The organism is Dehalobacter sp. MCB1, assembly GCF_003590275.1.
Lineage (GTDB): Bacteria > Bacillota > Desulfitobacteriia > Desulfitobacteriales > Syntrophobotulaceae > Dehalobacter.
Window position 1 is genome coordinate 55918 of sequence record NZ_LXPC01000008.1, and the last position, 15691, is coordinate 71608.

General features: G+C 45.1%; 13 protein-coding genes. 11 read left to right on the forward strand and 2 right to left on the reverse strand.

What is annotated here, in order from left to right:
• Positions 1-31: 31 nt before the first annotated feature.
• From A7K50_RS04570 to A7K50_RS04580, 3 genes are all read left to right on the forward strand, one after another.
• Positions 32-1504 carry a Na+/H+ antiporter NhaC family protein gene (locus A7K50_RS04570; RefSeq protein ID WP_243103641.1) on the forward strand — a complete coding sequence of 491 codons (1473 nt, stop codon included), beginning with the start codon at positions 32-34 and terminating at the stop codon, positions 1502-1504.
• A gap of 114 nt (positions 1505-1618) precedes the next feature.
• Positions 1619-2458: a PRC-barrel domain-containing protein gene (locus A7K50_RS04575; RefSeq protein WP_119774811.1), complete on the forward strand. Its 840-nt coding sequence runs from the start codon at positions 1619-1621 to the stop codon at positions 2456-2458.
• A 13-nt stretch (positions 2459-2471) separates the two neighbouring features.
• Positions 2472-2837, forward strand: a complete 366-nt coding sequence (locus A7K50_RS04580; RefSeq protein ID WP_243103642.1) for a hypothetical protein — start codon at positions 2472-2474, stop codon at positions 2835-2837.
• A 40-nt stretch (positions 2838-2877) separates the two neighbouring features.
• Here A7K50_RS04580 and nth read toward each other — a convergent pair whose 3' ends face one another.
• Positions 2878-3531, reverse strand: a complete 654-nt coding sequence (gene nth / locus A7K50_RS04585) for an endonuclease III (protein WP_119774812.1) — start codon at positions 3529-3531, stop codon at positions 2878-2880.
• Between the two features lie 28 nt (positions 3532-3559).
• Positions 3560-4939, reverse strand: a complete 1380-nt coding sequence (locus A7K50_RS04590; RefSeq protein ID WP_119774813.1) for a nucleoside kinase — start codon at positions 4937-4939, stop codon at positions 3560-3562.
• A 271-nt stretch (positions 4940-5210) separates the two neighbouring features.
• On the opposite strand from A7K50_RS04590, the gene thrC reads away from it, so the two are divergent.
• The 8 genes from thrC to A7K50_RS04630 all read left to right on the forward strand — a co-directional run bounded on the left by thrC (position 5211) and on the right by A7K50_RS04630 (position 15437).
• Positions 5211-6692 (forward strand): threonine synthase, encoded by a 1482-nt coding sequence (gene thrC, locus A7K50_RS04595; RefSeq protein ID WP_119774814.1) that lies wholly within the window; start codon positions 5211-5213, stop codon positions 6690-6692.
• A 367-nt stretch (positions 6693-7059) separates the two neighbouring features.
• Complete coding sequence (gene acs, locus A7K50_RS04600) at positions 7060-8988, forward strand: acetate--CoA ligase (RefSeq protein ID WP_119774815.1); 1929 nt, start codon at positions 7060-7062, stop codon at positions 8986-8988.
• 278 nt (positions 8989-9266) lie between these two features.
• A complete protein-coding gene (locus A7K50_RS04605) occupies positions 9267-9746 on the forward strand; it encodes a hypothetical protein (RefSeq protein WP_119774816.1) in 480 nt (159 codons plus the stop codon).
• 156 nt (positions 9747-9902) lie between these two features.
• Positions 9903-10418 (forward strand): adenylate cyclase, encoded by a 516-nt coding sequence (locus A7K50_RS04610; protein WP_199698225.1) that lies wholly within the window; start codon positions 9903-9905, stop codon positions 10416-10418.
• 445 nt (positions 10419-10863) lie between these two features.
• Positions 10864-12663, forward strand: a complete 1800-nt coding sequence (gene pepF, locus A7K50_RS04615; RefSeq protein WP_119774817.1) for an oligoendopeptidase F — start codon at positions 10864-10866, stop codon at positions 12661-12663.
• A gap of 14 nt (positions 12664-12677) precedes the next feature.
• Complete coding sequence (locus tag A7K50_RS04620; RefSeq protein WP_119774818.1) at positions 12678-13520, forward strand: Mrp/NBP35 family ATP-binding protein; 843 nt, start codon at positions 12678-12680, stop codon at positions 13518-13520.
• Positions 13521-13564: 44 nt separating this feature from the next.
• Positions 13565-14818 carry an adenosylhomocysteinase gene (locus A7K50_RS04625; protein ID WP_119774819.1) on the forward strand — a complete coding sequence of 418 codons (1254 nt, stop codon included), beginning with the start codon at positions 13565-13567 and terminating at the stop codon, positions 14816-14818.
• The gene (locus tag A7K50_RS04630; protein ID WP_119774820.1) at positions 14811-15437 is read left to right on the forward strand and encodes a GNAT family N-acetyltransferase; all 627 of its coding nucleotides are present in this window, start codon (positions 14811-14813) and stop codon (positions 15435-15437) included. The genes A7K50_RS04625 and A7K50_RS04630 overlap by 8 nt, the downstream gene beginning before the upstream one ends.
• Positions 15438-15691: the final 254 nt, after the last annotated feature.

Below are 15691 nucleotides of genomic sequence, written 5' to 3' on the forward strand. Positions count from 1 at the left end.
AAATGATTCAACCCATAAAAAAGTATAGCATTTGTCTTTTGGAAAAGGAAGTGAATATCGTTTGCCAAGTCCCGGCATGCTCGTCTACTTTGCTTTTATTCTTTTGATTATCATTGCCATTTCTTTTAAGAAAAAACCGGTAATCATTGCTGCCCTTGGACTTTTGGCAGTAGGCACGCTGGACACCGGCAGCTTCGTTGCGGGGATTCAGGTTGCTTTCCGGGGAGTTCTCCTGACAGCTGCGGATCTGCTTCCGATCATTCTGCTGATTGGATTGGTGGTCGCTATGACCGGTATGCTGAAAGAAACGGAAACGGAAACCATCCTAATCAAACCAATCCTGAAGATTAAAAATGCCGCTTTTTTGTACTGGCTCGCAGGGGCTATGCTTCTTGCCCTAAGTTTATTTTTGTGGCCGACACCTGCAGTTTCCCTGCTAGGGGCTTTGATCCTTCCACTGATTCACCGCAGTCGGATCTCTCCGCTTGGTTTGGCGGTTGGTCTTTGCATTTTTGGCGAAGGAATTGCGCTGGCCGGTGATTACGTAATTCAGGGTGCGCCCGGTCTTACTGCCAGGTCAGCCGGCGTTGCTATGGAGCAGGTCTTATGGCAGTCTCTGCCGCTCGTATGCGGAAGCGGAATCATCGCTTCTTTGATCGGCTTTCGGGTAATGACGGTTCAGCAAAAGAAAAACATTCCTGTGTACAAGTTGGTAGACAACAGGGAACGACTGGACGGCCAGAAGGGGGAGGAGCAGCAAAAGGCGCAAGAACAAGAAGAACAAGAAGAACTTGATGCACTTCCTCCGATAAAGCAAAACCATCAGAGTCAGAAAAGAAAAAGAACGATCCTGGCCCTGACGGCAGCTGCATTTTACTTGCTGGCAGTGATCTGGCTGATCTATGGCAAACTGCGGGGAGACAGTGCCGTAGCGGTTATAGGCGGCGTAACGTTACTTGTCCTGATTCTTGGTACGGTTCTGGCTGATTATAAGACATCGTTTAATACTTTTGGGCGGTATATCCAGACCGGAATGAAGTTTTCGATGGAGGTATTTGCCCCGATCGTTATAATATCAGGTTTCTTCCTTCTCGGGACGCATTCCGGTTACGAAAACGTGCTACTGCACCAAGGAGCGGGTTATCTGGAACAATTGGCCAATAATTTATCTGGTATTGTGGTGCTTAATAAGTATTCCTGTGCCTTGCTGGTGATGCTGACAGCGGTATTGGGGGCAATGAGCGGATCGGGTTTTGCTGCTCTGCCGTTAGCCGGCGGGATTGCAGCAGCTCTTGGACAGGCTGCTGGGATTTCAGCTGTTCCTTTAGCCGTTCTGGGGCAGGTTACGGCGATCTGGACAGACGCTGCAGTGATTCCATGGGGATTTCCGGCTATTGTTAGTGCGGTCACGCAAACAGATGCCGCACAGATTGTCCGGTTGAACGTGCTGCCCTGGCTGGCCACACTTTGCTTCAGCCTCATATGGACCTTATTCAATTATTGAAGCAACAAGGTTGCAGTTGTATTTTATTCGATAAAGAAGGAGAATTTTGTATGATTGTAGAACTACATTGAGAACAATGATAGTCATTTTTAATAGGCGGGAGGATATCGGAAAATGAAGTCTTCGGCAGAAATTCGGGGTTTGAAAATCATCAACATTAATGAAGGAAAGCAAATCAGCACTGTCAAAGACATCATCATTAATTCTGAGGATGGGAGTTTGGCTTTCTTTGTCATCGACCAGCCGTCAGATTATTTTGGTGCAAGATTAATCGCTTACGCCGATATCCTGGGGCTAGGGGATTATGCATTAATTATCAATGATAGCACCGTTGTTCAGGATGTTGCGCATAACGACCTTGCCGTGGAACTCTTGAAAAAAGATGTTAAGGTCGTTGGTTCTCAGGTTCTAACGACCCGGGGGTGCTTGATAGGTCAGGTCAAGGAAATATTGTTCGATGAAAAAAACGGAAAGATTTCGGCCTGTGAGGTCGTTGATCCGCAAGGGAAATGCAGCGAATTTAAATGTGATCACGTGATCACGTACGGCAAGGAGATCATTTTAATTGATGACAATCCTTCTGCAGGAAAACAAGTCAAAGAACAGATTAAGCCGGAACGGAACAAGGCTTTAGAGTCACCCGAGTCATCAAGCGGTAAGGAGAGCTCAGCCTTGAGTGAAAAAGAGCTTCTGAAGAAGAAAATTGAACAATTTGGCAAGAGTGAAAGTTTACTAAAAACCGCTGAAAATAATGAGACAATCATATATCCGGAGGATTTTAATGTCTTTGAGCAGCGGCAGCTTCAGTTTCTGCTCGGAAAAACGCTGAATAATGACATTCAGCTTGAGAATGGTACAGTACTAAAAGCAGGAGAGCAAATTACGGGTGAGAATCTGTCCGGGGTAAAAAATCGCAGCACGTTAATGCAGTTGACGGCTCATGTTGTAAAATAGGGTGGAAATAAAAATGAATGCTACAAATTATGCACTGATTTGCGCCGTGCTCTTAACGGTCATATTCTGCTCTGCCGGGATATATCTGCTTGTGCTGCTGCGTTCAGCACGCCGGACTATGCAAGCAATGGACAGTGCATTAAACACAGTCCGGGATGCTGTTGCCAAAGCTGAAGTATTTATCGGGGAGGTGCAGGAAACCTTAAACGTTATTAATGCGAAATTGCCTGAGATGGTGGAAGATCTGGCCGCTTCTGCAGCCAATATCAAATTGGTTAGTGAAACGGCCAGAGTTCAGCTTATCGATGAAAAGAAACCGGGGCAGCAAAAAAAACGGGCAGACTTATGTTCAAAGGGTATTCATTCTGGAAAAAGCTAAAGAAGCACTAATGCTTAAGATATCATTTTATTTCGGAAGACTAGGAAGGGCTAGTAAATGTCGGACAGCAGTCTTTCAAAGGACAGGCCGGGCATTCCGGCTTCCGAGCATGGCAAAGTCTACGGCCGTGAAAAATCAAACGGTGGTGGGTATCAATCCATAGTTCCTTGGGGATAAGAGCAGTAAGCTCTTTTTCTACTTTAGAAGGGTCTTTTTCCAGGGACAGGCCGAGCCGATTGGCAACCCTCAGTACGTGGGTATCCACAGGCAAAGCGGGAATGCCATAGGCATTTGCTAAGACCACTCCGGCCGTTTTACGGCCAACCCCCGGCATTTTTACGAGGTCATCCAGATTAGCGGGGACATCTCCGTGATATTTTTCAATAAGCAGCTGACAGGTTTGCAAAATATTTTTGGCTTTGGTACGGAAGAGCCCGATCGGGTGAATGATTTCTTCGAACTTGCGGGGAGTGATCTCCAACATTTTTTGGGGAGTAGGGCAGCGTTCGAAAAGAACAGCTGTTACTTTGTTGACCTTTTGATCTGTTGTCTGGGCACTGAGAATCGTTGCGACAAGGAGCTCAAAGGGGTTGCGGAAATTCAGCTCACAGTGCGCTTCTGGATAGGTTTGTTCTAAAATACAAAGAATGCGGTTCATTTTACAATCACTCATCATAAGCCTGCTGGGTTCCATTATTTTCTCCTTGGATGATATGTTATGGCTATTCACTATAGATACTTCCTCCGATAAATTCCCGGAGAATTGAATTTAAGGGGATATTGGATGTGTCCATGGGTTCGAAAAACGACAGAAGGTTCAGCAGACGAATTGCAGTATCGTAAAACATATCTGTTTCTTGAATTTTTTTAAGAAGGGGTTCGGCAAAGGGACGCAAAGCGTTCATTTCAAAGAGCAGGCTGGAATTAAACATGACATCGGCTTCCTCTTGGTATCTGAAAACACTGGTATTTTCACCGCGTCTTACGCTTGGCCACTGGTTTAGGGTCCGCTCCGGACTAAAGCCTCTGAATTTATCGTCGCGTACGATTCGTCTGATCAGTCTCGCTTCAGTTGTCGGGACACGGTTATGGCGGTCAATATTCAGCAGGAAAAGCGCACTGATATAGACTTTAAAGAAGGAGTTACTGTTAATGGTGAGCAAACTTGGGTTCAGCGCATGGATGCCTTCGACCAGCAGGATATTGTCTGCACCGAGGCGGATATGATTTCCGTCCAGATTTCTTTTCCCGGTGAAAAAATTGAATAGGGGCGTCTGAATCGTTTCTCCCCTAATAAGTTTCTCCATGTGTTCATTGAGTAATTGAAGGTCAAGGGAATAAAGTGAATCAAAATCGGGCTGTCCGGAAGAATCACGCGGAATGCTTTCCCGGTTCAGGTAATAGTTGTCCAGAGATAAGGAAATCGGTTTCAGGCCATTAACGATCAGCTGAGTTGAGAGACGTTGGGTAAAGGTCGTCTTGCCTGATGAGGATGGGCCTGAAATGAGAACAATCCGGACATTTTTATTTTCACTGGTTATTTTATCGGCAATATCAGCAATCTTTTTCTCCTGGAGAGCTTCGGCGATATTGATGAGATCGATGGAGCGGCCGTTTTTGATAGACGAATTCACGTCCTTGGTTTCAGCGAGATCCTGGATTTCCAGCCAACGCTGAGTTTCCGTATAGGTTGCTGAAAGTTTCTTCGGAAGAATATAGTTTCCTAAATTTCCGGAGTCATCAGAAAAATCCAGGATAAATCCAGGCTGAAATGGTATGAGCTGAAAATCCTTGATGGCAGAAGTATCCTCGAAGGCGGAATAAATTGATTTTATGATGGCTTCATCCAATTTGTAGATATGAAAATTCTCTTCTTTCCCCAAAAATTCAATGCAGTTTTTATTATAAGCCCAGCTCTTTAACGCTGTTTCAATCTGTCTGACCTCTCTGGGAGAAACCAGGGAGCCGGAAAATTCGCAATAAACGCCGTCAAGGATGGAATAAGGAATCTTCAGCATTTCTTCGGGGAACAATTCCTGGATCACCTTGATTAAGCCAAGCAGTAAAGTCTGTCTGTATTTGCGGATTAAATTTTCCTTCATCGTATCTTGCCTTTCTTTTGGTTTTCAGCTTAGAAATGCCCAAGTTACATGAGTCATTTTATCCAGCGCACCAGCCGCTTATCCAATATATTCTTGGTCAGACGTAAAATACCTTGTATCCAACCCAAATTAATACAGGATAATGCTTGATAGTTCAGCAGGATTCTATTATAGTTATATTGTTTTTACGTGCCTTTTCATATAAAATCAAGTAAAATATCAATCATTGGATAATTTAAAATATTGCATAGTGATTATTGGAGGAGAAAAAATGTATCTTAGTACCCGCGGCAACCTCGATGCCCAAACCGCTGCCCAGGCGATTGCTCTAGGAATGGTACCTCAGGGAGGCCTGTTTGTTCCTCAGGAGATCCCCTGTGTGGATTGGAAGCAATATGTAAACGCTAGTTATGCCGAGCTTGCGCTGCAAATCATGAAGCTGTATTGTGGAGATCTACCGGCAGGGACGCTGGAAGAGGCAATAAAAATATATGGAGATGGACGTTTTGATACGTCAAACCCCGCACCACTTGTTGAAGTCGGTGGCTGCGGGATGCTAGAACTCTGGCACGGGCCGACCGCTGCTTTTAAGGATATGGCCCTGCAAGTGCTGCCTTATCTGCTTACTGCAAGTATTAAAGAACTAGGACTTAATGTGGAGGTCCTGATCCTTACTGCGACTTCCGGAGATACCGGCAAAGCAGCCCTGGAAGGTTTCAAGGATGTACCGGGTACCCGAATTGTGGTTTTCTATCCCGACGGCGGTGTCAGCGCAGTCCAGGAAAGCCAGATGATCACGACAGGCGGTGAAAATACTTTTGTTTCAGCGGTGAATGGTAATTTCGATGAGTGCCAGACTGCAGTAAAAAAGATTTTCTCATCTGAAGAACTGCGACAAAAACTGAAAGCCAACCACATGGTATTCTCCTCGGCAAACTCAATCAATTGGGGAAGACTGTTACCGCAGATCGTTTATTATTTCTGGGCTTATCTTGAGGCGGTAAGACTCGGAAAAACAGCCCCAGGAGAGAAGATCAACATCGTGGTGCCCACAGGCAATTTTGGTAACATTCTGGCTGCCTACTATGCCAAAAGAATGGGACTGCCGCTGGGCAAGCTGATTTGTGCTTCAAATAAAAATAATGTGCTTACGGATTTCTTTACGACCGGAGCCTATGAGATCAACCGGCCGTTTTATCTGACTTCGTCCCCTTCAATGGATATTCTTATTTCCAGTAATTTTGAGCGCTTTTTGTTTGAAGTATCCGGAAGGGATGCGAGCAAGATCAGTAATTGGTTTCAACGTCTCTCCAGCGAAGGAAAGTTCAGTGTGGATCCGGATACTTTGACTGCATGCAGGGAGAATATGACCGCTGGCTGGACGGATGAAGAGGGTGTTTTTGAAATCATCAAAAAAGTATATGAAGAGGACAACTATCTGCTGGATCCTCATACGGCTGTCGCGATGAAGGTTTACAACGATTATCGAGAAAACAGCGGGGATAGAACGTTTACAGTACTGACTTCAACAGCGAGTCCTTTCAAGTTTGCTCAAAGCGTGCTGACAGCAATTGCCGGTGACAGGTATAGAGAATATGGCCCCTGGGAAGCATTGACCAGGCTCAGCACTTTGACAGGCTGGAATATCCCTTCTGGGCTGCAGGGTTTAAGAGAGAAGCCTGCCCAGGAGGTATTCCGGTGCAAGCCTGAGGGAATTACCGCTTATCTGGAAAAGAAGTTTCTTAAGGACTAGTACCTATTTTGAACATATTTGGATTAGCACTTGCATTTGAAAATATCATCAAGTAAAATAATTAATTGGAAGGACGGGGAACCTTCCTGGGAGAAAAGGTGGACGAGGTGGCAGAAACAGGCAGTGGAACGTACGCTGTCTGTTTCACTTATTAATCTATAAGCTGGAATGAATGATCAGATAAGAGACAATATGATTAAAGATGCTACACTAAAGATAATAAAGAATCTGGAGATACCGGCGAAGGCCGGTATTTTGCGTTTAACCCTTTAATATTGGCAATTGACTCCAAAGCAGACGATTTGGGCAGCCGGTTGTGATATGATGAAAAAAAATTATTGTTGGGTCGGTAAGGAGGAAAAAAGAGATGTCCAAAGAGATTACCCTAAGTTCAGAAAATAAACACGTCTTTCAGAGTTCAGCGGAATTCAGGAAAGATGCCCTCATTTCCGACCCGGGCATTTATCAAAAGGCAGAAGACAGATTGGCTTTTTGGGAAGAGAGGGCTTCAACGCTTAGTTGGTTCAAAAAATGGGATACTGTTCTGGAGTGGAATCCGCCATTTGCCAAATGGTTTAACGGCGGCAAGCTCAATGCGTCCTACAATTGTTTGGATCGGCATTTGGCCGGGCCCCGGGCGGATAAAAATGCCATTGTATTTGAGGGCGAAAATGGTGATACTGAATTGCTCACCTATAAGGAATTGCATCATGAAGTCAGCAAATTTGCGGGGGTACTTCGCTCTCTGGGTGTGAAAAAGGGGGATGTTGTCACCATTTATATGCCAATGATTCCGGAAGCAGTTATTGCCATGCTAGCCTGCTCCAGAATCGGAGCGCCCCACAGTGTGGTTTTTGGTGGATTCAGCGCTGAGGCCATTCGGGACAGAATCAATGATGCTAAATCCAAGATTGTGATTACGGCTGATGCCGGCTATCGCCGCGGAAAGGTTCTTCCGTTGAAAGAAAATGTCGATGAGGCATTGAAAGGTGTCGCGGAAATTGATAAAGTCGTCGTGGTCAGACGGGTAGGCATTGATAACGCCGTACAGGGAGAGCGAGATGTCTGGTACCATGAGCTGATGAAGGATGCTGCTGCAGATTGTCCGGCTGAAGAAATGGATGCGGAAGATATTCTGTTTATCCTATATACGAGTGGTACGACCGGAAAGCCTAAAGGGGTCGTGCATACAACCGGAGGTTATCTGACAGGGGTTTCGACGACCCATCAGTATGTTTTTGATCTAAAGGAAAACGATATTTACTGGTGTACGGCGGATGTTGGCTGGATCACAGGGCACAGTTATTTGGTATATGGCCCGCTGGCCAACGGAGCAACGGTGTTCCTCTTTGAAGGAACGCCTGACTACCCTGCGAAGGACAGATACTGGGAACTGATTGAAAAGTACGGGGTAACCATTCTGTATACTGCACCTACTGCTATCAGGACGTTTATGAAATGGGGAGAAAGCTATCCCCAGAATAGAAACCTGACCAGCCTTAGGCTCCTCGGGACAGTTGGAGAACCGATCAATCCTGAAGCTTGGTTATGGTATCACAAGTATATCGGTGGAGAAAGATGCCCGATCGTCGATACCTGGTGGCAGACGGAAACGGGAATGATTATGATTTCAGCTCTGCCAGGAGTAACCGATATGAAGCCTGGTTCCTGTTCTGTGCCTTTACCGGGAGTCAAAGCCGAAATATTGAACAGATCCGGACAGTCGGTTCAAAACGGAGAGGTTGGATTCGTTGCGATCACGGAACCATGGCCGGCAATGCTCAGAACGGTTTATGGTGATGACAAGCGATATAAGGACACCTACTGGGGCACATGGCCAGACCGATACTTTGCCGGGGACGGGGCCAAAGTCGATGAAGACGGTTATTTCTGGATTATTGGCAGAGTCGATGATGTCATCAATGTTTCCGGGCATCGAATCGGTACAGCTGAAGTTGAAAGTGCCCTTGTTGAGCATCCGGCTGTGGCTGAGGCAGCCTGCATCGGTAAAAGCCATGAAGTGAAAGGGCAGGCAATCGCAGCTTTCGTCACCCTCCGTGAAGGGGTGGCGTCAGGGGAAGACCTGGTTAATGAACTTAAGAATCATGTTGCCGCCAAAATCGGAGCAATAGCCAGACCTGATGAAATCCATCTTACGGAAGAATTGCCGAAAACTCGCAGCGGAAAAATTATTCGCAGAATTTTGAGGGACATCGCTGAAGGGCGGTCAATCGGCGATACAACGACGCTGGCCGATGCCTCAGCAGTCGAAGCGCTGCAGCAGATTGGGAAGTAGTAAGAGAGCAGGTATTAAAATTAAGCATTACGAGCAGGTACAAATGTTCCGGCTAAAATAAGCAAGAGCACTGCTGCTGTCATAAACAGTCAGAAGTGCTCTTTGCTTTGTATGCCTTATGAACAATCAATTGCTTTCTTAATTGGACTGTTGCTTGTCATGTCATAGATCTCTGTTTCCTGATATACAACATTATTTTAGGACTGTCATTTGCATAATAATTTCGAAAAGCAGGAATGATTAATATCAGCATTCTCTTTAGTAAAGGAGCACGTTTTATGGCTGTAAAATTTATTCCGATGGTCTATACATTTATTTTTGCATTAATTATGTTTGCAGTTGTTCCAAGAGCAGAAATTCGGAGATTATCGATCTATGCAATCATATTTGGAGCTATATTTGATGTTATTGCAGCGACCATTGGTTATTTAACCGGAATGTTCGGGTATATCGATTACCAGGAGTTCGGGGTAATGGCTTTGCATTTTTTTGCTCCGATTTCCTGGGCAATATATTATGTTTTATACTTCTACTTTTTGCCTGAGAAAAATATTTATCGCTATATTTATGTTTTATCCGGGATATTATATAGTGTGATGTTTTCTCAAGTAATCGGAAAACTGGGCATTTTAAGACCGGGCGAACTGCTGATCTATCCCATCGCTCTTTTTTGCATCTGGTTTCCATTGGCTACTTGGGGCTATTTAAAACTTGCTGACCGGGATAAAAAACGAAGTGCTGAAGTAAAAGACACTTGATTCTAAATTCAACCTTATTATTGAGATTAAAAATATATATCAAATAAATAGATGTATATAAACCGTGGGAAATTTAAAGTATAATGAAGCTAATGAGATGAGTCATAGTAGTACCATGCCAGCCCTAAATCTTATATTATTATTTTAGGGGCTGACATGGTATTCGTATGGGAGTTGGAGATAGTGGGACTGGAGATCGAACGCAAGTATCTTGTTCATCAGCATCTTCTGCCGGAACTGAAGGAAGGGGAACGGATGATTCAGGGTTATCTTTCGGAGAAACCATCGGTCAGATTCAGAATCAAGGGGAATAAAATGGTGTTGACAATCAAGGATTATTATACGAAAAACAGGCGGTTTGAGTTGGACACTCCGGCCAAGGAAGTAACGGAGGAAGAAGTTCGGAAGCTTATGTCCCTGGCAATAAGCCCGCCGATCATTAAGACGAGATATACAGTGAAAAGCCGTCAGGGGTTAATCTGGGAGATTGATGTTTATGAGGAGGAGAATACCGGATTGATTACTGTGGATGTAGAAATTCCGCAGGAAGACTATCCGCTTGAATTTCCGGAATGGGTTGTCGGTGATCGTGAAATAACCGGCGAGAAGCGCTATACGAATCTTAATCTTGGCAGGAAGCCTTATGCAACGTGGGCAGATTTAGCCGAATAATAAGACATGGGGCTGTAACAACTTTGTTCCCAACGAAAGGCGTCATTATACAACTGGCGACAACTGGCGTCTTTTCGGCCTGATATAAACGAGAAATATATACTTTATCCCTAAGAATATCGGTCAGATGAAGACCAGAGATTGGGCTATGCAATGTATAACTGGTGTAAGCGGAGCATGGAGTGCGCAGCGCGGCTGTTTGCGCCAAGGAGGGCGCAATCTGCCGAAAACGGCTTATACATTGCATAGCCTTACCTTGCGAGCGTAGGACCATCTGATTTTGCTTATTCGGCTTAGATGACAAAACGTTTTACGATATCATTCAGGTTTTGCACCAAAAAATTAGGCACCAAAAAAATTAAGTTATAATTTGCTTCAGCAAATTAGTAATTTTTTCTTTTACTGTGTATAATATTTGGAAGATCAATTTTATGGAGGGATCAGTTTGTCAGAAACCTTACGTTCAAGGGAAGAAATCCCACAGGAATATAAATGGAGACTCGAAGATATTTTTGCCAGTGATCAGGACTGGGAGACAATGTTTAGCGAAACAGAAAAAATGATCGGACTTTCCGCAAAATATCAGGGACAACTCGCCGGCGGTGCGGACATTTTTGTCGAATGTATGGAATGGGCGGACCGTTTCAGCCTGAATCTGGAAGACCTGTTCACGTACGCCCGGATGAGAAGGGATGAAGATAACCGGATCTCCCGTTACCAGGGGATGACAGACAGGGCGACAATGCTTTCGGTACAGGCTGGAAGTGCCTTGTCATTTATTGTTCCAGAAATCCTAGCCATTCCGGATGAACGCTTAAGTGAGATCCGTTCGGACGTGAGACTGCAGGTTTATCATCATTACCTGGAAAATATCCTGAGACAAAAACAGCATGTCTTAAGCCTGGCTGAGGAAAAGATCCTGGCTGAAACCGGCGAACTGGCTTCAGCCCCAAGCACGATTTTCAGTATGGCTAACGATGCGGATCTGAAAATTGGCCCGATCGAAGATGAAGAAGGCCGGGAAATTGAGCTGACCAAGGGGAATTTTATCCGGTATATGGAAAGCAAAGACCGTAGGGTCAGACAGGATGCGTTTACGACGCTTTATGCGGCTTACGGCAAACAAATCAATTCCTGGGCGGCAATGCTCGGAGCGAGTGTCAAGGCCGATGTTTTTTATGCAAGGGTCAGACACTATGATTCTGCGATTCAAAGTGCTCTTGACGACGACAAAGTGCCGCTTCCCGTTTATGACGCGCTGATACAGACAGTTCATGATTATTTGCCGCAGTTTCAACGGTATATTCAGCTGCGCAAAAAAGTCCTCGGCGTTGCTGAGCTGCATATGTATGATATTTATGTTCCTTTTGTCCCTGAAATGGATGCGCATATTCCGTTTGAGGAAGCGAAGTCCATTGTACGCGAAGGGCTGAAACCTTTGGGAGAAGAGTATCTGGAGATTCTGGACGAAGGGTTCCGTTCCGGTTGGATTGATATCTATGAAAACATCGGCAAAACAAGCGGAGGCTACTCCTGGGGCACGTACAGCTCCCATCCTTATGTTTTGCTGAATCATCAGAATACGCTGGATTCCTTGTTTACCCTGGCCCATGAAATGGGGCATTCCCTGCACACGTATTTATCGAATAAAAACCAGACCCATCTTTATGCAGGATATAAAATATTTGTGGCCGAGGTTGCTTCCACACTGAATGAATCACTGGTAATGCGTCATATGATCAATGCCTCAAGTGACAATAAAATGAAGGCCTATCTGATCAATCATTATCTGGAACAATTCAGGGGGACCGTGTTCAGGCAGACCATGTTTGCAGAGTTTGAAAAGGAAATCCATGCTGCAGCCGAACGGAATGAATCCCTCACGGCAGACTACCTGTCCAAAATTTACCGGGACCTGAACCTGAAATATTTTGGGCCCGACATTGTCTTGGATGAACAGATCAATATAGAATGGACACGCATCCCGCATTTTTATAATGCTTTCTATGTTTATAAATATGCGACAGGATTTTCAGCAGCGACGGCTCTCGCTCAGCAAATCGTGCGGGAAGGGGAACCTGCTGTACAGCGGTATCTGGCTTTTTTGTCCAGCGGAGGCTCAGATTATCCGATCGAACTTCTGCGCCAAGCCGGAGTCGATATGGAAAAACCTGAACCGGTCAAGCAGGCGCTGGATGTTTTCGTGGAGCTGCTCGATCAGCTGGAAAAACTTGTTGGCGAATAATGGAGGTAAAAAAAGTGGGTAGTCCATGCAGCAGTTGTTCAACAGCTTCAACCTGCTCCGGTAGCTGCTCCTCAGTTCCGGAACTTACTGAAGCTCAAAAATTAAGCAATATTAAAAACGTCGTTGCAGTCATGAGCGGCAAGGGAGGAGTCGGCAAATCCTCTATAACGAGCATGCTTGCTGTAAGCCTGATGCGTCAAGGTTATAAAGTTGGCATTCTTGATGCGGATATAACAGGACCCAGCATTCCGAAGATTTTTGGTCTCAAAGACAAAGCAAGTGCCGCTGAAAAGGGGATTATGCCGCTCAAATCCATGAGTGGCATCAAGATTGTTTCTCTGAATCTTATGCTCGAAAATGAGGATGATCCTGTGATTTGGAGAGGTCCGGTCATTTCCCAACTGGTGAAACAATTCTGGACGGATGTGATCTGGGGAGAACTTGATTACCTGCTGATCGACCTGCCTCCGGGAACCGGCGATGTACCGATCTCCGTATTGCAGTCTATTCCGGTGGATGGTTTGGTTATTGTCACAAGTCCTCAACAGCTTGCTAACATGGTTGTCCGCAAAGCTATAAAAATGGCCACCATGTATAAAGCTACTTTTTATGGACTTGTTGAAAATATGGCTTATATTGAATGCCCGGACTGCAACAAGCGCATTGAGATATTCGGCAAACCGGCTGGAGAGAAGGAAGCTGCGGTGAATGAAATCCCTTATCTCGGCCAATTGCCGATTGATCCAAGACTGACGGCGCTTTCCGATGCCGGGCAAGTTGAAGAATATCAGTCGGCGCTGTTTGATGTGATCGCTCAAAAAATTGCTGCCCGCAGCAAGGGGAATGAAACAGTCTGACTTTTGGACGGATTACGTGTATAATAAAGCGGAGGAGTGCTAAGATGAAAGAAGTTTCTACCATTCGAGATATTAGGCTGGCTACTGACGGACAGCGAAAAATAGACTGGGTAAAACAGTACATGCCGGTGTTGAATTCACTTCGGGATCAATATATTCAAGAGCGCCCATTTGCAGGAAAAAAAATTGTCATCTGCCTTCATTTGGAAGCGAAAACCGCGTATCTGGCCTTGACAATTCAGGCGGGAGGCGGGGAAGTTGCTGTAGTCGCCAGTAATCCACTCTCTACGCAGGATGATGTCGTAGCGGCTCTGGTCGAAAACGGCATCAGGGCTCATGCCTGGCACGGTGCGACAGATGAAGAGTATAAAGCGCATATTAACAAGGCCCTTGATTTTGGGCCTGATTATATCATTGATGACGGTGGGGATCTCGTTTCAACAATCCATACCTGCCGGCGGGAACTGATTGGCCAGGTTAGAGGCGGAGCAGAGGAGACCACAACAGGCATTCTCAGATTAAAAGCCATGTCCAGAGAAGGCAAGCTTGAGTTTCCGATGATGGCCGTCAATGATGCCAGAAGCAAGTATTTATTTGACAACCGATACGGAACGGGTCAATCCGTCTGGGATGCAATCCTGCGGACAACTAATCTGGTCGTCGCAGGAAAGACGGTTTGTATCGTTGGTTATGGCTGGTGCGGCAAAGGTGTAGCGTTAAGAGCCAGAGGGCTTGGGGCAAAAATCATTATCTGTGAAGTTGACCCGGTAAAAGCCAATGAGGCCTGGATGGACGGATACGAAGTCATGACGATGAAGGAAGCCGCTTCTATGGCAGATTACTTTATTACTGTGACTGGCAATAAAGATATCATTACCAAAGATCATTTTGCAGGGATGAAGAATGGTGCAATCCTGGCGAACGCCGGCCATTTTGATGTGGAAATCTCCAAGCAGGATCTGAATTTTTTGGCTGTCTCCAAAAGAAAGGTCCGCCCCAATATTGAAGAATTTACCTTTGAAGACGGGAGAAAAATCTTCTTACTCGCTGAAGGCAGACTGGTGAATTTAGCCGCCGGAGACGGCCATCCGGTGGAAGTAATGGATATGTCTTTTGCACTACAGGCGCTGGCCCTCGAATATCTCGTAAAAAACCAGGGGCTTGAGAACAAAGTTTTTAATGTTCCGGAACAACTGGACAACAGGGTCGCGTTGATGAAACTTCATTCACTCGGGCTGCAAATTGACAGCCTGACATCAGATCAGGCGGAATACCTAGCAGGGTGGGTAAATGAATAAAGAGGAATGGATCAACATTACCCGTATTATCCAGACTTCTGAAGGGGAGCTGCTAATATCCGGAGTGACATCTCCGGATATCTTGGAAAAGCTTGAGATTGACCAGCAATTAAAAGCTTTCCGTCCGGCTGCCAAACAAAAAAAAGCCATTGTTGAGATCAGTTGCCTTCCACAGGGAAAAGTTGTCTCAGCCCAAATCAATGGGAAACTGGTTGGTTATATTACGTTTCATCCGCCGGACGAATTTGAACGATGGTCATCCGGACCAGACAACGTTCTGGAGCTTGGAGCCATTGAGGTATCCCCGCGCTACCGCAATTATGGGGTAGGCTGCAGGATGCTGGAAGTTGCTTTTGGTGACAGAAAAATGGAAGACTATATCGTGATTGCAACAGAATATTACTGGCACTGGGATTTGGATGGAACGAGTCTGCCAATCTGGGAATACCGGGAAATGATGCGCCACCTGATGGCGCATACGGATCTGTTTATTAAAGAAACGGACGATGAGGAAATTACATCTCATCCAGCTAATATGCTGATGGTTCGCTATGGGGAAAATATCCCAGAAGAAACAATACATGAGTTTGATAGACTTTTATTTTTAAATCATAAATAATGTGTGTTTTTTGGTTATCAATATAAACTGTTTAGCGTTGAATCTAGCCAAAAACAATGAACTGACGGAAATAGATGAACGTTTAATCAACGAACGTTCGTTTATCTGCGGAATAAATTCGCTTAATAGTACATCGGGCTTTTGCAAAAATTTTATATTATGTATAAAATGATGTGGAAGCTAATAGAAATGAACTAGTGAAAACTAATTATATCTTAGTTTCAGATGTGTAAGGCTCCTTTGGATCATGGAGC